This window comes from Vibrio penaeicida (assembly GCF_030689305.1).
Classification (GTDB): domain Bacteria; phylum Pseudomonadota; class Gammaproteobacteria; order Enterobacterales; family Vibrionaceae; genus Vibrio; species Vibrio penaeicida_B.
The window spans coordinates 154350-176791 of sequence record NZ_JAUYVM010000004.1; the positions used below are offsets into that span (position 1 = coordinate 154350).

Genomic DNA, 22442 nt, shown 5'->3' on the forward strand with positions numbered 1-22442 from the left:
ATATAAGAGATTCTGATTCTTATACCCAACCAAAGACCTGTTTTCACAGGGTCGCTAGTTTAGATCTCGATTCTCATCTAACCAATCTTTTAACTTATTGGAATGCTTTAACATTTGCAGCATTTCGTCATTATCCCAATTCGTAAAGCAAGCTTCGATTGTGGGCATAAAACTCATAAAAGCGAGCTGAACCTTATCTAATCCAGCATTGTTTATTCTAATCCACTTTTTTCTTCCATCTGTTTCGTCTTTTCTTATTTCAATTAGCCCATCTTTTGCGAGCTTATTGATCACCTTAGTAATGCCAGGCTGGTTCATTTGCATAACCTGAGCCAATTGGCTGATGGTTTGTTCGCGTTCTGGCTGGTGTGAAAAGTGATTCAGCAAATTGAACTGGGACTGGTTAATTCCAATAGGTGCCAGCGCTTTGTTAAGCCAAGAGTCGGTGAGTTGATTAATTATTCCTAATGTAATCATTATCTTAATGGATGTTTGCTGTTTTTCTGTCGACATTATGAACAAAACCTCTTGATATATATTCCTTGGAATGTATATTTATTCCGTGGAATGTAGTTTAGCAAATGAATTAAAGAGGGTATAGCAATGGATAGAAGGAATTTCATTAAAGTGATGGGCGCTGGGGCAGTCGTTTTGGCTGCTGCACCTGTTTTGGTCAGTAATGTTTCAAGCTCTTCTGATCTTTCATTTAGACCGGCACTGACTTATTCGGATCTTAGGAAGACACTCATCAGCTACGCAATGTTGTGCCCAAATCCTCACAATATCCAGCCATGGAAGGTCGCTTTTAAAGGCGAAGATACAATTTTGTTGTATGTCGACGAGGACAGGTTACTGCCTCAAACGGATCCGATTCATCGCCAAATCCATATTGGTCAGGGTACGTTTATTGAAAGTCTAGTCGTGGCTGCAAGCCATTTTGCAACGAGGGCTGACGTGCAATATTTTCCGCTAGGCGAGTACGGTAATCAGGTGTTGGAAAATATGCCAGTTGCAGCGATTAAACTTGTGCCAGATACGAGCATTCAACCGGATCCCTTGTTCCCTTATCTTGTTACACGTCAATCAAATAAAACCGAATACACAAATGAAAAGCTTACTGATACTGATCTGAACGCGATTCTTAACGTTGTAGAAACGAAAGGCAGCGAATTAAGATTCATACAAACGGAAGAATACAACCAAGAAATGCGACACTTCCTTAATCAAGCGATGGAAATAGAAGAGCAAAAAAGTTCGCGCAGCCTTGAAACAATAGGCATGTTCCGTTTTAACGATGATGAATTCAAACAGTATAGAGATGGTTTTGGTTTGCCACAAAATGGTGTTCTAGGCACGAAGCGGTGGTTAGCAGAACAGTTCTTTTTGAGTCGTGAATCGGCTGAAAAAGATCCAACGGCTTTTGGCAAAGAAGGGGTCAAACTAACAAAAGCAGTTACTGGAAGCACACATCATTTTGCTATGTTGATTACGGAAGGAAACACAAGGAAAGACCAATTAAAAGTGGGGCGCTTATACAACAGAATTAATCTGGTGACGGCTTCGATGGGCATTGCACAACACCCAATGAGTCAAGTACTGCAGGAATATCAAGATATGCTTCCACTGCAAGATAGCTTCAAACAGTACTTTAATGTCCACAAATCCCATACTGTGCAAATGGTGTTTAGGCTAGGCAAGGCGAAACCCACACCTGAGTCTCCGAGAAGAGAAGTTAGCGATTTACTAATTTAGCCTAATTGGATTAGCGGTATACCCAAATCGTTCTTGGGTATGCAAAGTGCGTAGAACTCACTAAATTGATTAAACGTAAGTCAAGATGTTAATAGCGTGTTCTTTGGTTTGTATTCCCTTCCATGTCGGCATTCTTTCTTCGATATTTCCATTTCTCATATACTCAATTCGTGAGTCTGGTATTGAACGACCTATGTTGTAGAAATTACTTGCTTTGTCTTATCTCTGCAATTCGAAGTCCAAACCAACTGCTAGTTTGCTCGCATATTTTATTGATGTACTCAATTACACTGCAGTGGTGCACATTGTGCATTGTTTGCTCACTTAAATGTTTACAAGGAGGCAACATGAATAGAAGTCATAGCTCAAGTGGTGGTGGTCATAGAGGAAGCCCAAGAGGACCATCTTACCAACCCAGTTCTGGGGTAAATTGGCAGCGTTCCTCAAGCAATCCACCAAAAAAACCTCAGGAAAATGAGGGTAATGCGAAATAATTCAGCAAGGTAAAGCCATTGGAGGCATCTATGAGTCTGTGTTTTTCATCACGATACCTAGGTGCCTCTTCAGACGATGTACACGGGTCTAAGTTGAGAATGCGAGTTACTTAGCATTAATGTGTAACGTTAACCTAGATTTTACGTTTTCGTGACATACTTTTGGCTCTATCGAAGGTTAAGACTTAGGATCATGGAATTGTCAGACATAGAAAAAGTGAAAAGATTTATCACTTCTTTGATTCAAAAAGAATTAAACGATGAAGATCTTAAACGTGAATCTAATGAGTTTTTTAAAGAGACCGCAAATTTGCTCAATAAAGATTTCATGGAAGCGCTTCTTTCTAGAAGGGTGAACAACGCTTTAGTAAACGTAAACATCATTGTTGAATATGCTTATCGTGGTTCACCTGTTGCCCAGTTACTTACAGGAGTAGGTCGGCTAACAGGTTTGGGCGCAGAGAAAAACGAAAGTGAAGGTATCTTTTGGCTGAAGCGATCGTATTGCGGAAAAAACACCAATGCTGCAATGATCCTTTATACCGTTTACGCGAGTGGAATCGGTGTATTTGAGGATATGGCGAAAGCGAGAGCGTATTTAAACGGTGCTGCCGACCTCAATGTACCAAAAGCACAATACATGTTTGCTCAAATGTTATTCAGTGGGGAGGGCGGTGTCGTAGATGAAGATCATGCCATTGAGTATATGTACAAGGCGGCCAAGAACAATTGCCAGAATGCTATCGAATTTTTGTCTAAGAATGAGTTAACTCTATCTTAGCTTTTCTATTTTTCTACTTACATCGAGCCGCTTTTTAGCGGCTCTTTTTTTAGACCCCATTTTAAGTTCGAAACACGCGACTCATCTCTTAAACGAGATAATGTAAAGTTTCTGAGCCTTTTAGGTACATTTACATAACTTTACACAATATGGTATCGAACTTTAATAGGTTGTTGTGCATGATTTACTCATAATAAAACCATATAAACATAGGTGATATATGAGCAATCGTCTTTCAATCCCTACAGTCATTTTTCATTGGCTTGTGGGCATCAGTTTTATCGTGACATTGGGGATGGGTAAGTTTGTTGAAGGGTTACCTCGAGGTCCCGAAAAGTTTGAATTACTTGCAACGCATAAATCACTCGGGTTGATGGTGTTGTTGATAGCAGCCCTTAGAATCGCATGGCGGCTTAAAGAAGGGGAAATTGTCAGTGCTTCTGTAATGCCTAGGTGGCAAGCAAACCTGTCTAAGATCATTCACTACCTATTATTGATTGGTACTGTTGCTATGCCTTTGTCTGGTGTACTAATGAGTATTGGCGGAGGTCACGGTCTGGCATTTTTTGGAATGGAGTTGATTGCAAAAAGTGATAAAACAGAATCGTTGAGTAACTTGGGTGGCGCCATTCATGGAATTGGATTTAAGATATTACTTGTAGGGCTGCTTTTACATATTGTCGGCGCTCTAAAGCACCAGTTTATTGATAAAGACGGAACACTAAGCCGAATGTTAGGAATAGCCAAGAAAAACTGAGTTCTTAGGGTCTGTTGACCTTTCGAGATGATTTTTGCAGCAATTTGTGGGGGGATTTATACAAGGCAGAGCTTATTCGGTGTAGTCGCTCTACATCAATGAGCGATAACGCAGTAGAAATAAGCCACAAATGCTGCCCGAAGGGTTCGACTAGGCGTCCCCGTTCCCATGCCTTTTACTCTTTGTTGCAAGGTATTTGCTTAGAATTGATTTTGTTCTTAAAAAATGGGCGTCCCACCTTGCGCCGCGATTAAAAGGCATAGAAGTCGAACAAAATTTAACCGAGAAAGATCAACAGACCCTAATATCAAGTTTGAAAACAATGCGATCTTTAATGTACAGCCACTTAAGATCGCATTGGGTTAACTCAGACGAGATGTGATTCTCAATGATAGATTAATCTACAATTGGGTATACGCCGTTTTCGTCATGAACTTCGTTGCCAGTAATCGGCGGGTTGAATACACAAGCCATTACCATTTCTTTATCTTTGTACGCTCTTAGGTAGTGCTCATCATGTTTGTCGAGAATGTAGAGCGTTCCTGGTTTAATTGGATAAGTTTTACCGCCAATTACCTCGATTTCGCCTTCACCGCTCATGCAGTAAACAGACTCAAGATGATTTTTATAGTGGATGTGAGTTTCCGTATTTTCATAAATAGTAGTGATATGAAACGAAAAGCCCATCTTGTCATCTTTAAGCAACATGCGAACGCTTTCCCAGTTGTCTGATACGACGCGTCGCTCGCTGTTTTGACATTCTTCTAAAGTTCTTACAATCATTCTAAATTCCTAAGATGCTTTCTTTACTATCTGTTGAGCGGCTGCTTCAGAAGACGCTTCAAATATTTCTAAGCCTTGAGCCAGTTCCGCCTCTGTAATGGTTAGAGGGCAGAAGAACTTAACAACTTCATCATTTGGTCCCGCAGTCTCGATGATCATACCGCGATCAAAGCAATTTCGAGTAATAAGACCAGCGACATCAGGGCTTTTACACTCGATACCAATCATCATTCCGCGGCCTTTTATTCTTTCAAACAAATGAGGGAAGTTAAGAAGTGATTGTTCTAAGTGCTTATTAATTTGGTTTGCGCGTTCAGAGATGTGTTGTTCGAACTGACTGTCTGCCCAATACAATTCCAACGCTTTTGTTGCGGTAACGAAAGCATGGTTGTTGCCACGAAACGTACCATTGTGCTCGCCTGGTTTCCAAACATCCAACTCAGGTTTAAGCAGTACAACCGCCATTGGTAAACCAAACCCGCTAATGGATTTAGATAAAGTGACGAGATCAGGCTTGATACCAGAAGGCTCAAAGCTGAAGAATGTGCCAGTGCGCCCACAACCGGCTTGGATATCGTCGACAATCAGCAAGATTTGATGTTTTTTACAAATGGCACTCAGTTTTTGCAACCACGAATTACTGGCAACGTTTAAGCCTCCTTCCCCTTGAACCGCTTCAAGTAAAACGGCAGCAGGCATATCTAGACCACTTGAGTTGTCTGAAAGCATGGCTTCGAATAACGCGAGTCCATCGACGTTGGCATAATTTTCGTAGGGTATACGAGTTACACCAGTGAGCGCCATTCCTGCACCGCCACGATGGTGTTGATTGCCTGTAGCTGCAAGAGCACCCATAGAACAGCCGTGAAATCCATTCGTAAACGCAACAACATTTTGTCTACCAGTGAATTTTCTTGCGAGCTTTAAGGCCGCTTCAACCGCATTAGTACCAGTAGGACCAGTGAACTGAACTTTATAGTCCAGATCGCGTGGTGCGAAGATATGCTTGTCTAATGCATGTAGAAACTCCGCTTTGGCTTCAGAGTGCATGTCTAAGCCGTGCGTAATGCCGTCGTTAGTTATGTATGCAAGTAATGCATTTTTCAAAACGGGGTTGTTATGCCCGTAGTTTAGAGAGCCTGCGCCTGCTAGAAAATCTAAGTACTTATTGTTATTTTCTGTTTCTAGCCAGCTACCTTGCGCTTTTTGAAAAACAACTGGAAAGTTATTTGAATAGGATCTGACTTTAGATTCCTTTTTCTTAAAGATATCCATTGTGGGACCGCTTTTTCCTTGGGTTAAATTTTAAGTAGAGGGATGCGATACAAATATTCGGTATCGTGCTTGCCTTTGAAATGTTCGGCTTCATCCAAAAATATGGTTTTGCTTCCGGTGTTCCCGTTTTCTTTATCTAATTTCTTAAATAGACTCCAAGAAGCTTGATTTGATTCGGTAATCGTTGTTTCCACGCACTCTATCGCTTTCAAGCTTTCTCTTTTCAATAGCGCTTTCAACATTGAAAATGCCAGCCCTTTCCCCCTGTGATTTGGGGAGACGGCAACTTGCCAAACAAACAAGTCCTTCGGTGAGCTAGGTTTACAATAACCGGAAATAAAACCCGCCAATTCACCATCAAATTCCGCAACGATACATGTGTCTTTGAAGTGAAAGGACTGTAAGAAATTACAATAAGAGGAGTTGGTGTCTAGAGGGGGACAGCTCTCTATAAGCTGGTGAATATCATCGCCGTCCTTTTTGTCTGGGTTACGAAATATCCACTTTGTTTTTGCCTTTTCTAATATGTCTGGGTTAGTTACCCATGGGGCTGCAATTGTCATTTGATGCCACATATTCCTTTAGAGGTCTAAACATTATTGCTTCGCAGAAGGGTACATTATTTAGGGCTCAAATCAAGCTGAACTCATTTTATCCCGATAAATGAGATTTAAATCACATTTTATGTAATTAGAATGGTTGAATTCTAAAGTTTAGTGTACGAACTAAAAAATAACCAATTTGTCATTAGAGCATTATCTGGGTGTCAAATTGCTGCAGGCACCACGAACTTTGGATGACGCGGCTTAAAGTAACGAAGTGGGGTGTTGAGGGAGGGGGAGTGATGTAACCTCAGGGTATGTTATGCGAACCTGAGGTTACGAACGAGTTTGTTAAATCGCTTTAGAGCAGCGAATCTGTTTTTGCGGCGCAGATAAAATCGTTTTTATGGAGACCTTTGATCGAGTGACTCCACCACTGAACGGTTACTTTTCCCCATTCGGTTGTCAGGGCTGGATGGTGCCCTTCTTCTTCAGCCATATCACCTATTCGATTAGTAAATGCTAAAGCGAGTTTAAAGTTTTTAAATGTATAGACTCTTTCGAGTTGTGAAATACCGTTCACTTTGATGAGTCGCCATTCAGGGATCTGGCTCAGTAACTCCTTGGCTTCATCGGTTTCTACTTGTGGTGCATCAAAACGGCACGCTTCGCAAGATGACTCTAACAGTGCTTCTGACATGATTTTTCCTTAATCGTGTTCAAGTTCATACATGGGCGAATGTAGACCCAGTGATTTGGCGTGATCAATTAGCGACATAATATCAAGATTAGCGATGTCGAAAAGCTCGCTGATATTGTCGATGTAAAAGTATTTTGGTTGCATGATGTTGATTCGGTATGGGGTTCGCAAAACATCAAGTGGTTTTAGTGGAGCGAATACGGGCTGGTCGCTGTAAACGTATTGAGTTTCACCTGGGCTAGAAAGTATTCCACCACCATATATGCTGATTCCGCTGCTATTTTTAATCAGGCCAAATTCGACTGTGAACCAATATAAACGAGCTAGATAAACTCTGTCTTCTTTAGAAGCCTTTAGCCCTAATTTACCGTAAGAGTGGGTAAAAGCAGCAAAGGCTGGGTGAGTTAGCATCGCGCAATGACCAAATATTTCATGGAAAATATCAGGTTCTTGAAGGTATTCCATTTCTTCTCTTTTGCGAATAAAAGTTGCAACTGGAAATTTTCGCTCAGACAACATTTCGAAAAATTTGTCGAAGCTTATTAAGGCCGGTACCGCTTCGCATTGCCAACCTGTTTCTGAAGAGAGTGCAGAATTAATTTCGTGAAGTTGAGGAATACGTTCGTGTGGAAGGTTGAGTTTATTTAGTCCTTCCATGTACTCATGGCATGCTCTGTTTTTAATACAGTTAAGTTGCCTGTGAATGAGTGTTTTCCACACACTATTTTCTTCGTCAGTCCATTGAATGACACCGTTTTCATCCGTTTTTTTTGACTGATATTTGCTCTGCTTAGTCATAAGTCACCACGATGTTGCAAATATGTTGCGTTGATGTGGTAACTATCGATGAAAAGTAAATTGTCGTCTACAAATTCACCAATTTCTCGAAATCATAATCTGTAACAATTAATTTACATGCATATTTGAACGCCTGAGCCTAGCTAGTATCAAGGATAATAAGGTGTTCTAAATCACGTAATGAAAATAAGAGATGATTTGTTCAGCGAAAATTCATAAAACACTCTATTGATATGCATATTAGTTGTGTAGAATCTCGCGCGCTCAATCAATCATGAGAATTTGGTGCCATTGTTGGATTTTTTTCTTGCAAAGCTCAATTTCTTTACACAAAACCCAGTCAGATTATTTGGATATTGTTTTGAAAAAACAGTTTGCTTTAGTTTTTGCCAGTGCAGTCGCATTATCCTCACATGCTAGTGCAGAACAGCGCCCAGAGGCTTATCAATTATTTACTGCCAAGGTTGGCGGATCCAGTTTCCAGTCTAAAGTGGCGAGTGTTGGCGATTATGAATTGGTAGGGCGATCTTTGTCGCTTGAATATTCGCGTATGACTTCAAGTTGGACAGAGGCAAAAGACATTTATTTGGGCGTTGCGCTATCTGGCGATATTCATTACAACTCAAAGAAAAAGTCAGACACGTCTTCCCTTTACGAAGTAGAAGAAATTAGCTCTGTTGTTTTGAACGCAGCGCCAAAAATAACGTATTCGCTGACAGACTGTATCGATATCTACGGTAGTGCTGGTTTATCTTATGGGTATGTCGAAGCGTTGGAATACAAAAAAACGTTAACGGTTGATAAAGATTCCAAACCAAAAGCAAAAGGCTTAGGTTACATGTGGGCAATTGGAAGCGCCTACCGATTGGATAACAATTTTGAGTTTGGTACTGAGTTACGCGGTAACCACCTATCGCTTAAGAAGGATGGGAAAGCAGGGGATGCAAACCTTTATGCCATATACGTTACCATGGGATACGAGTTTTAATTTTTCAATAGACCTTAAATGACGCTTTTTAAATGGTGCCGTTTTGTCCAGTAGACAATGTCTTCAATTGTTTGTGCACGTCCATTGATAAACCCTTGTACATAGTCACAATTCGCTGTATCAAGCAATGCCATTAGCTCTGTTTCTTCTACACCTTCAGCAATCACGGTACAATTCAGCCCGTGTGCCAATGAAATTGAAGATCGGACGATGGCATGATCAGAGTCGCTCCTGTGCATCCCAGATACAAAGGAGCGGTCTATTTTAATTTGGTCTATCGGTAACTCTCTAAGTAAAGTGAGTGAAGAGTAGCCTGTACCGAAGTCATCTAAACTGATCTTAAAACCAATCGCCCTCAGTGCATCTAATACTTGTTTAGTATTGTTCAAATCTTTAAGCATATTGCTTTCCGTCACTTCTAGAACAAGTCGGCTTGGATTGATTTGGTCGCTGTCTACCAATTGTTTTAGATTGTTAAACAGTGCTCGGCTGTTTAAGTCTTTAGCTGACAGGTTTAAGTGAATACTGGCGTCTATCCCTGATTCATTAAAGATTTGCATATCAAGTATGACTTGATTAACCACCCAATCTGTAATGTCACGAATAATATGCGACTGTTCTGCTATTGGAATGAATTTTTCGGGTGAAATGAAAGTACCGTCGGGTTGAGGCCACCGAATTAGCGCCTCGTAACCGTAGAGAGAATTGTACCTAGTGTTGACGATAGGCTGGTAGTGAAGCTCAAATTCTTGATTGTGTAGTGCGGACGTTAGCTGGCTGGATATCGCGAGTTGTTCTTTCGCTTGATCCGCTAGGTGGCTTGAGTAGAAATACAAACCGCATCCGGAGCGCTTTGCTTCATACATCGCAACATCGGCTTGTTTGAGGATCTGATCTTTCTCTGTGCTGTATTCGGGATAAATGCTGACGCCAGTACTGATGGAGGTGATGATGCTGTATTCGCCAAGATTGAATGGATGGCTCAGCTCCTCTGATATCTCATAATAAAGTTCTTCAATAGGCTTTCGACCGCCAGTTCGTAAAATTATGACGAATTCGTCCCCCCCGATTCGAGAGAAAAAAGCCTGTTTAGGCAATACCATACTTAACCTTTGGCTTATTTGCTGGAGTAACATATCGCCAAATTGGTGCCCCATTGCATCATTCACATATTTGAAATTGTTTACATCGAACAACAAGACAGAAAATGGTGTTCTCCGCTCAATACGTTTGTCGAGTTGACGCATGCAAAACTGGCGATTGGGCAGTTTGGTTAAAGAATCGTGAAGCGCGTTATAGCGCTCCAGTTGAGCTATATCATCAATCTGATTGATGCTTTTTTGACTGTAGCTGACGACCAAAACAACGAATAGACTACCCCCAAACAAGATCGCCGCCATGCCTAATTCGATATAGCTAACGGAACGTATGCTGAGTAAATACAAGAGAAACAACGTGTAGCCTAGCGTGAACGCAATAATGAGTGTTAGTAATATTTGCCAACCTAGCTCATGAGTTTTCTGGCAAATTTGGATAGCAGGCCTGAGCCCAAAACCCAAAAATACAATCCCCAGAAAAACGAGCAAGTCAGCAAATAGAATCACATTTAACCCTTAACAATGGCTGCGCGAATAGGCGTTGCGCATAAGCTTTAGATGTACAAGAAACTCTCTTCCTACATCTATTACAGATAAAGTATAGACAACGTTCCAAACATATTTCGTAAAATGGTCAGCTTAGTGGAATCGTCAGTTGAAGAATTCAACACGCTTAGCGCTTATGGTGTTTCAAGTTTAGAGAGTGGATGTTTTTTATATGTATTCAGGTGCTTATTTGTTAATTTTAAATTTTCTCTATGAAGTAAGTGCTTTGCTGCGCTAGATCAACAAAACTCTTAATTGCATGACTTGTTAATTAAAATAAAGTTGAAAGATTCAAAAATCATTGAATAATGGATTCATCTTCGACGAAAGCATATCGCTTCAGAAAATTAGCTAAAAACAGGATTCATAACCTTATGTCTCATTCCTTTGTTCTAGTTATAAACTCAGGTAGTTCTTCTCTTAAATTCGCAGTCATTGATTCCGAAACGGGCAGTGCTGTTGTCAGCGGTTTAGGCGAGTGTTTTGGATTGCCTGAGGCGGTAATCAGCTGGAAACACGATGGTAATAAGTTTGAAGAGAAGATTGATGCACCTGAAAATCATCATCACCATGCAATCAATCGAATCGTTGGGTTAGTAGAAGAATATAAGCTAACAGAAAACATTGTGGCTGTCGGTCATCGAATTGTTCACGGTGGCGAAAGGTTCACTCAAACAGTTCGAATTGATGCAGATGTTTTACAAGAAATAGAGAGCCTTTCTGACCTTGCACCACTACATAACCCAGCCGGTGCGACGGGTATTCGTGCTGCAATGTCTGCGTTTCCTGCTTTGCCTCAATTTGCCGTGTTTGATACGGCATTCCATCAAAGCATGCCTCAAAAAGCGTTTACCGGAGCTATCTCTAACGAATTGTACAAAGAATACGGTATCCGTCGATACGGATTTCACGGCACAAGCCATTACTTTGTTAGCCGTGAAGCAGCAAAAATGCTTAATAAGCCAGTGAATGAATCTAGCTTTATTTCGGTTCATTTAGGTAATGGTGCGTCAGTATGTGCCATAAGCAATGGAGAATCAGTAGATACATCAATGGGCTTTACGCCGTTAGCAGGGTTAATGATGGGAACGCGTTCTGGCGATCTAGACCCTGGCATCATTGAGTTTCTGATGAAGAAAGGTTGGAGCCAAGAAAAGGTATTTGATACTTTAAACAAAAAATCGGGCTTTCTTGGCGTTTCAGGGCTTACTTCCGATGCTCGTGGCATTCTAGAAGCGATGGATGAAGGGCATGAAGGGGCAAGGCTCGCATTTGAAGTATTTACGTACCGTGTTGCCAAATACATTGGTTCTTACTTAATTCCACTGGGTGACCTAGACGCCATTATTTTCACAGGGGGCATCGGTGAGAACTCACTACCTATTCGTAGTGAGATTTTAAAGAACCTCAAGCTTCTCGGTTTTGTGGAAGATGAACAAGGTAATGAAGCCGCAAGATTTGGCGAGTCTGGCGTGATTGCTCGATCTGACATATTAAATGCTGTTGCATTGGTTATTCCAACCAACGAAGAATTTGTTATTGCTCAGCAGTCGGTAGAATTGCTTTAGAGTTACGATTCAATAAGCGTGTTTTACTGCGCGAAAAATACTCAAATCAAAGCCCCTATTATAGGAGCTTTGTTATTGGTGCCGACTTTGTTGTGATGGTTAATGAATCGGTGAATAGAGTCATTTTTAATATTAGATTGAGCTCAAATTTAACAAGTACCTACTTCAAAGTAACTTTTTACTATTTGAAGGCATGACACTGAAAACTGGTGAGACTGAATAAGTGATGACAGGTGAATTTCGCAACGCTTTGTTTCGACAACCACGAAATGGTTGTCGATTTTGTAATGAAATTAATCTCATTTTTGGGAACTAGCGTACAAACAACAGAGATATATGAATGAGGTTTGTATTTCGGATCTATGGTTGGTCAATTTCCAATCGGTGGTCTCAATGTTTGTAGATTATTGGTCACAGAACCTTTACCTAATTACCCAATTTAACAATGAGTTATTCAATTTTTTGAAGAAGTTTGGCGTGGATCATACTTCACTCAGTTTCAATGAATCGAGTATTATTCTGTGCTATAACTAATCCGACTATATGATAAGAATAATCGTGCTTTGGCTAGGGACACTAATGCAGTTCGATCGTGCAAAAAAGATCTATGAATACGCGGAACCTAATCTGACCATTGTGGCTTTAATGGGGATTATTGGCTTTCCAGCTTATTACTTCGTTTGGACATGGCTAGCGCCTGAAAGCTACGAAAATCTGGGCTTTCGAATTGTATGCGGACTATTACTCGTTCCTATTTTACTTCGAGATGTTTTGCCCATCTATTTAAAGCGCTACCTGCATATCTACTATGTCATTTCTTTAGGGGTGTGCATCCCTTATTTCTTTTTCTACATGCTTTTGAAAAACGATTGGTCAATGATCTGGAGCATGTCGTTAATGTCGGGGATTTTCCTTCAGATTTTACTGATATACGACACGAGAATCGTATTTTTACAAAGCCTCACTGGCTATGCCGCAGCTTATGCGACAATATTTGTTCAAGGTGATCCTGTAACGTATTTTGAATGGACGCTGATGCCCGTATTCTTCTTTACATACGCATTTGGCACGCTCTTTTATTATCGAAACTTTACAGAAAACGAATCTAAAGTTTCGCTAGCAAAATCATTTGGGGCGGGGATCGCTCATGAAATGAGGAACCCTTTAAGTGCGGTTTACAGTTCCATTGAGGTAGTAAAACACTTGTTGCCGGAACGCAATGCACAGCAGCTATCCGATTTTTATCCTCTCGATGCCAAAAGCTTAGACGAGATTAATGGCATTCTTGACGACTCTCTCAATGTCATTGAAAGGGGCAATGAAACTATTAGCCTTTTATTGACATCCATTGATGAGCACAAACTTTCCACATCTAGTTTCCGACGACATTCATTAGGTGAAACGCTAGAAAGTTCAATTGAAGGGTTCCACTTCAATAATGCTGCGGATAGAAGTTTGATCCGACTGACATTTGACGAATCCGAACCCTATTTTGGTAGTGATGTACTGCTACGCTACGTCATCTTCAACTTGTTAAAAAATGCACTTTATTACAAACACCGAACGGATTTCCAAATTGATATCAAACTTGTTATCGGAGAAGAGTTCAATTCAATATTTGTCGAAGACACGGGACCAGGTATCGACAGTGAAAACATCGAAAACATATTCAGTGATTTCTATACTACCGGTAAAAAAGGTGGCTTTGGGCTAGGCCTGCCGTTTTGTCGTAAAGTGATGAAAGCGTTTAAAGGAACTATCGTTTGCAAAAGTGAAGTAAACAAAGGAACACAGTTTGAGCTTAGATTCCCTAAATACGAATCTGAGCGCGTCTTTTCTTTAAAAAGTAGTGTAGTTAAAGACAAATCTTTGCTTTATCTGGGCGGAGCAGGGGAAACACTCAATGCGCTTCAATCCCACGCTTTCTTCACTGGGTACGAACTGAGCCACAGTGAGCCTACAAGCCTAGATTTGAACGCGAGCAAATTTACTCAAGATGTAATATTGGTAAACCTTTCGAGCTACCAAGAAGATAAAACGCGCTTCATTTCTCTTGAGAAGGAACTTTGCAGCTTTGAAGGAAAAATTGTCTACCTTTACTCTGGAAACATACTGAATTACCTCACATTAAATCGAATACTATCCTACGAATTACTAGAGGTAACCGCGTTCACAAAAGGGTTAGCGACGAAACTCGATAAGTTATTTTTTGAAAAGGCATCGAAGGGAAGCGACATTGCAAGAGTACCCAAGGGCTATAAGGGAAATACAACCATTTTAATTGTTGACGACAACGCGTCACTTCGGCTTTATTCATCCACTCTGTTGGAAAGGCAGGGCTATAAAGTACTTCAAGCCGAGAATGGCAGAGAGGCGCTGCTTTTGCTTAACTCTAACGATGTAAATCTCATTCTAATGGACTTAGAAATGCCCGAGATGGATGGCATAGAGACCACTGTCGCCATTCGTGACCAAAAATATCAGCACAATGGGAAAGATATACCGATTATCTGCTTCACTGGTGAAAAATGCGAGAAAACGCTTAAATCTATTTCAGAAAGCGGTATGAACGACTACATATTAAAACCCGCATCCAAAGATGTGTTGATACATAAAGTATCTACTTGGATATAAAGTGAGCTCAAAACATAAATAGTTTCAAAAGGCTTAGCTAGACCAAAAAATGTAGGGCTATAGCATCGGTAAAAAACAAAATGTTTTATAAATTACCATGCATATAGCCCTATTCATTTTATTGCTTATTTATTTATCAACTAAACCGATATACTGGATATATAAATTAACCAATTAGCTAATTAAATTTCATATTAAGCTAACAAACCTTGCTCTTTAGCTAAACTGCAAACAGTCAATACTTTGTCTAATTGTGCATCACTCACTTCACTATTTACAGATAGACGAATAACACTTTTATTTTTTGGTGTTGCAGGGCTACAAAATACCGCACCAAAAATTCCGTTTAATTCGAAGAAGTCACGCACTTTTTCTGTGTTCTCCTCGGTTCCTGTTTCTATTGCAACAATTTGTGAGTTGCTGTCTGTGTGTATATCCAAGGATTTCAATCCTGAAATAAGTTTATGAGATTTATTGAATAAATGCTCACGTCGATGGTCACTCTTTTTAATGAGCTCTAATGTCGCTTTTAGCGCTTCCATTTCATAAGGAATGATGCCTGAGCTAAAAATTGCGGGTAACGAAATAAAAGGTAGACATTCATGTACCTTGTGGTGGCACAAGATTGCTCCGGCGCGGTAGGAGAAGGTCTTAGCTAGGCTGGTTGTTACGAAGTCCACTTTGTCGGTTAAACCAAGCTCAGAGAGCAAGCCAGCGCCGTCTGGTCCGTGTGTTCCAATCGAATGAGATTCATCAACAATGATGGCGCAGCCTTGATCGTTGGCTACGTCTACGAATTCTTTAAGCGGTGCGACAGTTCCGTGTGTACTGTATACAGAGTCAATAACCACGATACCTGGGCCGTATTTCTTTATTTGTTTAAGTAAATTCTTTGGCTTGTTGTGAAGGAAAGGGTGAATTTTGCTACCGGCATTTTGTGCACCGTGCCATAAAGACATATGGGCAAAAAAATCAATGTAAACATGGGTATCTTGGTCGGCAATCGTTTGAAGTAAGCCAACGTTTGCTGCCCACCCAGACTGAGTGATAATGCAATGGTCGAATCCTAAGAAATCTGCAAATTTCTGCTCAAAGGAGCTTTCATCTACCGTTTGGTTTTGGAATACGGCAGACATGATGGGTTCACGAGTCGCATTACTCAATGCGTTGATTTGCCGAGCCTTAATGTAGTCGTGATTGCATATGGCCAAATAATCGTTACTTCTGAGTACTATCGAATCGTCGCTAGGTTGTAAGCCTTGTACTATGTGTTTACCGTTACTTCTGGAATAGATGTGCTTTTCGAGATATGTCTCGAGTTTATTCTCAATAAAAGACGGCAGTGGTTTAGCGGTAAAATTACTCATGATATTTCTCTTATGTGGATATTTGTGAGGTCAGCTGACCCTTTTATTAATATCCAGAGAAATAGATACGTCATTATGCAATATTTATGTTTTTGGCGCTTATTGCAAAAAAAGCTATCCTTTATTTATCTATTTGTTATCTAAATTACCCTTTAGGGAGTGCGGCTTAAATAGATTTGTTGAAATAAACAAGTATTATTCTATTAGTTTCACCTATAAATTACTCGGGCTTGGTTAACTTAAATGATAGCTCAGGCCAGTACATTTTTAGATAATTTGCCGATACCCACACCACCAAAATTGTCGCTATTGTAATTTCAAAGAACCCAAACCAATGCAACCATACCCACTGCGTGTGCTGCTCTGCAAACCATGTGGTTAATCTTTGCATAGCAATTGCACTGATTACGGAAGGAAAGGTAACCGCTGCAATTGATGGCTGAAATTTCAGCCTCATCAGCTTGAAATAACATAGGTAAATGAGCAGAGTCATCGTAATAGCGATACCAGATAGTGCCCCAGCTAGAATAGGATCTGGATTAGGGAAATTGACTAAGTAAGCGGCTAGAGAAAGGTTCACAGGTGCTGCCATGATGGCAAGGGTTGGGCGAGCAGGTCGAGGGAGTTTACCTGCGAAAACCAAACGATACAAAACCATGGGCAGCATAACAAAATAGATGGCAATGCATACCATTGCCATATTCTGTGAAAATACCGTGTGCCCCAATGTGCTCCCAGCTAGCGTTGAGCTAATCACTCCCACAGGATAAAGAAACCAACTTGGAAAAATATTGGTGAACTTAAAGTTGCTAATTTGAAATGAAAAGAACAACACCATCATGGTGATATGTAAAGTAAGTGCCGCAAACCAGAGTGGATGTGCAATCTTTGGAAGTAATATGGCGAGATAATCGCATAATACTAACAATGCCATGCTCATCGGAGCCATTAGGCTACCTCGTAGAGGGTGTTTTATATCATGAAGAAACACTCTGGGAGAGGTAATATACCTAATTAGGACTGGGGCAAGGAGCAGAGAGCCAACGATGGAACAAAAGGGGCGAATTACATCACCAAACAAAGGAAAATAGAGTGCCCACGCTTGACCAAGACCAATAAATCCAAGTGCGAGCGACGCTTGTGCCGTGGGGACATGTTGGAAGTAGGTAAAGCGTTTCCAGTCCAATGATGTGATTCCTTCTACTGCAAAAATCTACCGTGTGACGGATTTAGCGTGATACATACCCTAAATGTCGCCGACAAGGAGTAACATTGACTCTGTTGAATGACTATTCAAAGGTGCATAAATTAAGTGCGCGTATTATACCGAAGGGCTTTTAAGATGCATTGTCTTCGAAGAAATAATGCGAAGTGTGCCGTTGTAGCGTTCATTGTTTTATCCACTTAGTCATTTGAATGGCGAAAGTGTGACATTGGCAGGATCTTTAAACGATCTTTCTCTAAAATTGGTTGCAAAATAGCCGATATGGACGATACTAAAAGTGTAGAGCAAGCGTGACACTTCATTGAAGGGAGAAAATTGGCTCTACATAAAAATTTGGTAGGAAAACAAGTAAAACACAGGAAATCCTCGTAAGTTGTTAGTACCCGACTGGTAGCTAATTCGCAAACTCACGATTGAGAACGAGGTCTGAGGCGTATCACTTATGTGGTGCGCCTTTTTAGTTTCTAAAGCTTACGGATTCCAAAGCTTACCGTTTCGAGAGTTTGAAGTTTCGAGAGTAATTGTAGATTAACAAACTATAAGATAAGTAGATCGTTTTGTTGTCGAAAGAGACTCTACAAGAAAATGACAAGTGTAATAATATAACAATATGGTTATAATGCCGCGCTGCTTAAGGCTAAACAACGCTTGCCCAAAGGAAATACGATGGTTCCAACGAATATTATCACTGGCTTTTTAGGTGTAGGAAAAACAACAGCAATTCTTAACTTGTTAAAAAATAAGCCTGAGAATGAATCTTGGGCTGTTTTAGTTAATGAGTTTGGAGAGATTGGAATCGACGGAGCGCTTTTGACCGACCAAGGAGCGCTAATTAAAGAAGTTCCTGGTGGTTGTATGTGCTGTACTGCGGGTGTTCCGATGTCCGTAGGAATTACAGCATTGTTACGCCAGAAACCCGATCGTTTGATCATTGAGCCGACGGGGCTAGGTCACCCTAAGCAAGTCATTTCAACGTTACTTTCCGAGCAATACGAAAATTATGTGGATTTAAAAGCCACGATTGCTCTTGTTGATCCTCGAAACCTCCAAATTGAAAAGTATATAGGAAATAAGAACTTTAACGACCAGCTCGCTAGTGCGGATGTTGTTGTAGCAAATAAAGCAGATGAGTGTAGCGAGTCGGAATTACAATATTTCGAAGGTTGGGTTAAAAGACAAGAAAGCATAAAGGTATCGATTGTTACCGAGAAAGGCATTCTGGATATTCAATCCTTAGATATTGAAAGGAATGGGCGAGTTGCATCATCTTCTAAATCGAGTCATAACCCCTCGTCGCCCGATGCATTGAGTGACGATCAGCATGAGCATGAGCATACAATAGACTCACCTGAATTCATCCTATCTCCCTATCAAACTTATGTTAGAAAGGAAAATAGAGGGCAGGGTTTTTATAGTTGTGGTTGGGTTTTTGGCTCAGAATGTGTCTTCAATTTTGAACTTTTAATGAGTATGTTGCGTGATTTAACAGCAGAGCGAGTAAAAGGTGTCGTTAATACGGATAAAGGCTGTTACTCCATCAATAATGCCAATGGTGTCATTTCAGTCAACCAGATAAGCCTAGAGGGTTTTGAAACTCGCATAGAAGTTATTGACACGCAGCTTATGCCGTGGGATCAGCTAGAATCTGTCCTTTTGGGGATTTGTGGGCTCAATTAAGAAAAAGCGCAAAGTAACAAACCTGCGCCTAAAGTAGCGACTATTTTACTTTTGCAGTACACATAAGGGGTTCTGGCATTGAGAACAGATACCCTTGATAGAAGTCTATACCTAACGCTTTCATAGCGTTGTACTGGGCTTCTTCCTCAACCCCTTCAATGATGAGCTTTGCGCCAATATTTTTAGCCACACGCACAATTTCCAATAACGCTGTCTTATTTTCAGCCATATAGTCTAGTAATAAGGATCGGTCGATCTTAACGATTTCAGGCTTTATCAAATTGAGCCGATTAAAGTCGGAAGACTTGACACCAAAATCATCCATAGCGACCTGAAAACCTGAATTTTGCATTGCAGTGGTCGCATCGAGTAACAGTTGGTTATCAAACGCAGCACTCTCAACAATCTCCATAACGATTTGTTGAGTACTCAAACCCAATTCAATAATCCGTTTTTCAAGTAAACTCGCTTTGATGGCCATAAAGGCATTGTATTCGCCAGATACAGGGAGAACATTCAAAAAAAGCTTAAGATTTTTATGTTTTGATTGAGAAAAATTCCGAACGTGTATCGCGCGGGTAAGGCGATCGAGATTGATCTTTTTAGCAATAGAGATCTGCTCTGAATCGAACAAAATATCAGGACGGATATTTTCCCCCGTCGTTTCATTACTAAATCTTGCGAGGGCTTCATAGGCGAAAGGCTGCATTGTTGGTGTCATGATTGCCTGAAAAGCGCTGGTAATGATCAAATTGTCGTATTTTGCATAATGCTTCCCCTCATCGTCTATAAAGCAATGTGCATTAAACTCTTCACGATTATTTAAAATCATAAGCAACCTAGTAAGCATTAAAGGTTAAACCGCAACCATTAACAGACATGCAATTTGAGGTTATGTCCATGCTTGTGTAGCAAGTACGATAACCTAATTCACTATGTGTAACCCTAAGTACTATATCAAATTAATAGCAAGCTATCACATTGTCTATTGGATAGTTTTACCAATAGTTCACAGTGAGGTCCCAAAAATGAAAACCATTACATTAGCCAGCTCTAGGAGATTAAAGATTAAAATCTTCACAAACAGAAGGACTTCCAACAATATAAGTTGTGGTAAATCATCCATTTGAAGGCTAACTATCGATATAAGCATGGCAATCAAATCAAGAAACTGCCAGTCAAAACGAGAATTACTCACCTAGCATGGATAATCTTTTGGAGGAATATTCACCTCATCATAAGAAGACCGAATGATCTGCTTAAAATGAGGTGATGAATGAGATGAGAGGGCTATCGCTTGTTTTTCAGGTAACGTTTACGGCGTTCTTCTTTTTTCTTAAGCTTTTGCTCGGCCTTTCGTTCTGCTTCTTTTTCTACTTCGATGAGCTCTTGCGTAATCATTTCTGGGCGTTCCAGAGTAATCTGACCAATGGTACCGCTTCGTAGCTCATGGAGGAGAATTTCTGATGCCTTATGTAAATCGACTCGGCCGCCGGAGCGAAGTGCACCACGCTTGCGACCTATCTCTTCCATTAATTCAATGTCTGAAGTAGGCAGTTCATCTAATTGGTAGCGTTCTTTTAGAAGGTTAGGGTACTGCTCGGCTAAGTACTCTACGGTGTAAAAAGCAACCTCGTCATATTCCATCGCGGTATCTTTTACTGCCCCTGTAGCAGCGAGCCTGAACCCACTGTGAGGATTCTCTACTTTTGGCCAAAGGATTCCAGGTGTATCTGACAACACAATGCCATTTTGCAAATTTATGCGTTGCTGCCGGCGAGTCACTGCTGGCTGATTACCGGTAACGGCTATGGTTCGACCCGCTAAAGTGTTAATGATTGTCGATTTGCCGACGTTTGGTATGCCCATAATCATCGTGCGAATATTTTTCCCCATCTGCTCACGATGAGGCGCTAACTTACGACATAGTTCCATTATCTTATGGACTTCTTGTGGGTTAGACGTTGTGATCGCCATGGCTTTTACGCCTTTCTCTTTTTCGAAGTGCTCTATCCAGTAATCGGTCATTGCGGGGTCGGAAAGGTCACGTTTGTTAAGGACCTTAACGCAGGGTTTGTCCTTACGAAGTGAAGAGATCATTGGGTTTTCAGAACTGAAAGGGATTCTGGCATCCAAGACTTCGATGATAACGTCGACTTGAGGAATGACTTCTTCGATCTCTTTTCGGGCTTTGTGCATGTGGCCCGGAAACCATTGAATTGACATAGAGAGAACCTAAGGAAATAAAGAGTTTGGGCTCATTGTAAAGCCAAAAAATGAAGAGTAAAGGTAGATTGTATTGCTTAAAGCCGAATACTGCGTTAGCAAAATCGTAAAGGCTTAACCCTTAGTAGGAGATCATGTCAGAAAGCTCTAGCTATCGAGCTTTCTTGTTGATTGACGAACGACAAGTTTTGGCTGTAACAAAACCTTACGAGGAGATACTTCTTCTGTTCCTGCTTTAATTTGATTCACTAACATATTGATAGCTTCATTTGCCATCTCTACATTAGGGATAGACAACGTGGTTAACGGAATTCTAAACCAGTCTAAGAATGGCATGTCGTTGATACCAGTAATAGAAATGTCATTTGGACAGTGGACACCCTGGCTTTCTCGTTCACCAATGCAACCCAACGCCAACAAGTCATTGCTTGCTATTACAGCGGTTGTTTCTGGGTGTTTCTCAAACAGCTCTATAGAAGCATTGTGACCAGCTTCTTCTGAGAACGCTGAAGCTTGTACTAATGTGGGGTGGAGATCGTACATCTCGGCAGCGGCTTTAAATGCCAATCTTCGGTTAAAGCCAGAAGAAATCTCACTTGGTCCTGCAATATGAGCAATTTTTCGGTGACCCAATTTATATAGATGCGAAGTGAGTTGGTGAATTCCTTCATTGTCATCAACAAGTATTTGGTCGGTGACGAGTGAATCAACTGATCGTGTAAGCAGCACAAGTGGAATATGCATTTGCTGACAATACTCAACGGTAGGGTCTTCACGAAAAGCAGATGCCATTATGATTCCATCAACATTTCGGGAAACAAGTCGCTTTAATTCTTCCATTGCAATTAGGGAGTTATTTTCTGTGTATGCAAACGTCAGTGTATATCCCAATTTATGAGCGCGTTGTTGAATCTGATTGATGAGTGGGGGAAACATCGGATTCAAGATGTCGGGGATCATGACACCAATTGTTTTCGTTGAGCCTTTTTTAAGTGCTGAAGCAAGGGGGTTGACGCTGTATCCCATTTCTCGACTTTTCTTAATTACCTGCTCTACAACTCGATCGGATACTAAGTGCTGTTTATCGGGGCTTAAAGCACGAGAAACTGTAGATGCGTTAATATTCAAGGCATTAGCAACGTCTTTAACAGTTACTCGTTTCTTATTTGTACTTCGTGAGGAGCTCAATCTTTATCCCTTACTTTATTATTCGCACTTTGGCGAATAGAGAA

The 22442-nt window shown here is 40.7% G+C and carries 20 protein-coding genes; 8 read left to right on the forward strand and 12 right to left on the reverse strand.

Annotated features, from left to right (window positions below):
* Positions 1-54: 54 nt before the first annotated feature.
* On the reverse strand, positions 55-513 hold the full coding sequence (locus Q8W40_RS08775; protein ID WP_305396802.1) for a MarR family winged helix-turn-helix transcriptional regulator: 459 nt from the start codon (positions 511-513) through the stop codon (positions 55-57).
* A gap of 90 nt (positions 514-603) precedes the next feature.
* Here Q8W40_RS08775 and Q8W40_RS08780 point away from each other — a divergent pair, with 90 nt between their 5' ends.
* The 4 genes from Q8W40_RS08780 (at position 604) to Q8W40_RS08795 (ending at position 3784) form a co-directional block, all read left to right on the forward strand.
* Complete coding sequence (locus Q8W40_RS08780) at positions 604-1752, forward strand: Acg family FMN-binding oxidoreductase (protein ID WP_305396803.1); 1149 nt, start codon at positions 604-606, stop codon at positions 1750-1752.
* Between the two features lie 347 nt (positions 1753-2099).
* Positions 2100-2246: a hypothetical protein gene (locus tag Q8W40_RS08785; RefSeq protein ID WP_305396804.1), complete on the forward strand. Its 147-nt coding sequence runs from the start codon at positions 2100-2102 to the stop codon at positions 2244-2246.
* 199 nt (positions 2247-2445) lie between these two features.
* Positions 2446-3027, forward strand: a complete 582-nt coding sequence (locus tag Q8W40_RS08790) for a tetratricopeptide repeat protein (protein WP_305396805.1) — start codon at positions 2446-2448, stop codon at positions 3025-3027.
* 220 nt (positions 3028-3247) lie between these two features.
* Entirely contained in the window at positions 3248-3784 is a 537-nt protein-coding gene (locus Q8W40_RS08795) for a cytochrome b (protein ID WP_305396806.1), read from the forward strand.
* Positions 3785-4180: 396 nt separating this feature from the next.
* Here the strand turns inward: Q8W40_RS08795 and Q8W40_RS08800 are convergent, their stop codons facing one another.
* The 5 genes from Q8W40_RS08800 to phhA all read right to left on the reverse strand — a co-directional run bounded on the left by Q8W40_RS08800 (position 4181) and on the right by phhA (position 7882).
* The gene (locus Q8W40_RS08800; protein WP_101112967.1) at positions 4181-4567 is read right to left on the reverse strand and encodes an ectoine synthase; all 387 of its coding nucleotides are present in this window, start codon (positions 4565-4567) and stop codon (positions 4181-4183) included.
* A gap of 9 nt (positions 4568-4576) precedes the next feature.
* A complete protein-coding gene (ectB, locus tag Q8W40_RS08805; RefSeq protein WP_305396807.1) occupies positions 4577-5842 on the reverse strand; it encodes a diaminobutyrate--2-oxoglutarate transaminase in 1266 nt (421 codons plus the stop codon).
* A 23-nt stretch (positions 5843-5865) separates the two neighbouring features.
* Positions 5866-6405, reverse strand: coding sequence for a diaminobutyrate acetyltransferase (gene ectA, locus Q8W40_RS08810; protein ID WP_305396808.1), 540 nt, complete (start codon positions 6403-6405; stop codon positions 5866-5868).
* Positions 6406-6745: 340 nt separating this feature from the next.
* Positions 6746-7084, reverse strand: a complete 339-nt coding sequence (locus Q8W40_RS08815; protein ID WP_305396809.1) for a 4a-hydroxytetrahydrobiopterin dehydratase — start codon at positions 7082-7084, stop codon at positions 6746-6748.
* A gap of 9 nt (positions 7085-7093) precedes the next feature.
* On the reverse strand, positions 7094-7882 hold the full coding sequence (phhA, locus tag Q8W40_RS08820) for a phenylalanine 4-monooxygenase (protein ID WP_305396810.1): 789 nt from the start codon (positions 7880-7882) through the stop codon (positions 7094-7096).
* 361 nt (positions 7883-8243) lie between these two features.
* On the opposite strand from phhA, the gene Q8W40_RS08825 reads away from it, so the two are divergent.
* Complete coding sequence (locus Q8W40_RS08825) at positions 8244-8870, forward strand: outer membrane beta-barrel protein (protein WP_305396811.1); 627 nt, start codon at positions 8244-8246, stop codon at positions 8868-8870.
* A 14-nt stretch (positions 8871-8884) separates the two neighbouring features.
* On the opposite strand, the gene Q8W40_RS08830 is transcribed toward Q8W40_RS08825, so the two are convergent.
* The gene (locus Q8W40_RS08830) at positions 8885-10474 is read right to left on the reverse strand and encodes a putative bifunctional diguanylate cyclase/phosphodiesterase (RefSeq protein WP_305396812.1); all 1590 of its coding nucleotides are present in this window, start codon (positions 10472-10474) and stop codon (positions 8885-8887) included.
* 413 nt (positions 10475-10887) lie between these two features.
* Between Q8W40_RS08830 and Q8W40_RS08835 the strand changes: the two genes are divergently transcribed.
* Both Q8W40_RS08835 and Q8W40_RS08840 read left to right on the forward strand, forming a co-directional pair.
* Positions 10888-12081 carry an acetate/propionate family kinase gene (locus Q8W40_RS08835; RefSeq protein WP_305396813.1) on the forward strand — a complete coding sequence of 398 codons (1194 nt, stop codon included), beginning with the start codon at positions 10888-10890 and terminating at the stop codon, positions 12079-12081.
* A 579-nt stretch (positions 12082-12660) separates the two neighbouring features.
* Positions 12661-14715 (forward strand): ATP-binding response regulator, encoded by a 2055-nt coding sequence (locus Q8W40_RS08840; RefSeq protein WP_305396814.1) that lies wholly within the window; start codon positions 12661-12663, stop codon positions 14713-14715.
* 194 nt (positions 14716-14909) lie between these two features.
* Here the strand turns inward: Q8W40_RS08840 and cqsA are convergent, their stop codons facing one another.
* Together cqsA and Q8W40_RS08850 are read right to left on the reverse strand one after the other, a co-directional pair.
* The gene (cqsA, locus tag Q8W40_RS08845) at positions 14910-16082 is read right to left on the reverse strand and encodes an alpha-hydroxyketone-type quorum-sensing autoinducer synthase (protein WP_305396815.1); all 1173 of its coding nucleotides are present in this window, start codon (positions 16080-16082) and stop codon (positions 14910-14912) included.
* A 220-nt stretch (positions 16083-16302) separates the two neighbouring features.
* A complete protein-coding gene (locus Q8W40_RS08850) occupies positions 16303-17268 on the reverse strand; it encodes a TDT family transporter (RefSeq protein ID WP_305396816.1) in 966 nt (321 codons plus the stop codon).
* A 705-nt stretch (positions 17269-17973) separates the two neighbouring features.
* Between Q8W40_RS08850 and Q8W40_RS08855 the strand changes: the two genes are divergently transcribed.
* Positions 17974-18984, forward strand: a complete 1011-nt coding sequence (locus Q8W40_RS08855) for a CobW family GTP-binding protein (protein WP_305396817.1) — start codon at positions 17974-17976, stop codon at positions 18982-18984.
* Between the two features lie 40 nt (positions 18985-19024).
* On the opposite strand, the gene Q8W40_RS08860 is transcribed toward Q8W40_RS08855, so the two are convergent.
* The 3 genes from Q8W40_RS08860 to Q8W40_RS08870 all read right to left on the reverse strand — a co-directional run bounded on the left by Q8W40_RS08860 (position 19025) and on the right by Q8W40_RS08870 (position 22398).
* Positions 19025-19816: an EAL domain-containing protein gene (locus tag Q8W40_RS08860; RefSeq protein ID WP_305396818.1), complete on the reverse strand. Its 792-nt coding sequence runs from the start codon at positions 19814-19816 to the stop codon at positions 19025-19027.
* Between the two features lie 458 nt (positions 19817-20274).
* Complete coding sequence (gene ylqF, locus Q8W40_RS08865) at positions 20275-21210, reverse strand: ribosome biogenesis GTPase YlqF (protein WP_305396819.1); 936 nt, start codon at positions 21208-21210, stop codon at positions 20275-20277.
* 147 nt (positions 21211-21357) lie between these two features.
* Entirely contained in the window at positions 21358-22398 is a 1041-nt protein-coding gene (locus Q8W40_RS08870; RefSeq protein WP_305396820.1) for a LacI family DNA-binding transcriptional regulator, read from the reverse strand.
* Between the last annotated feature and the right edge of the window lie 44 nt (positions 22399-22442).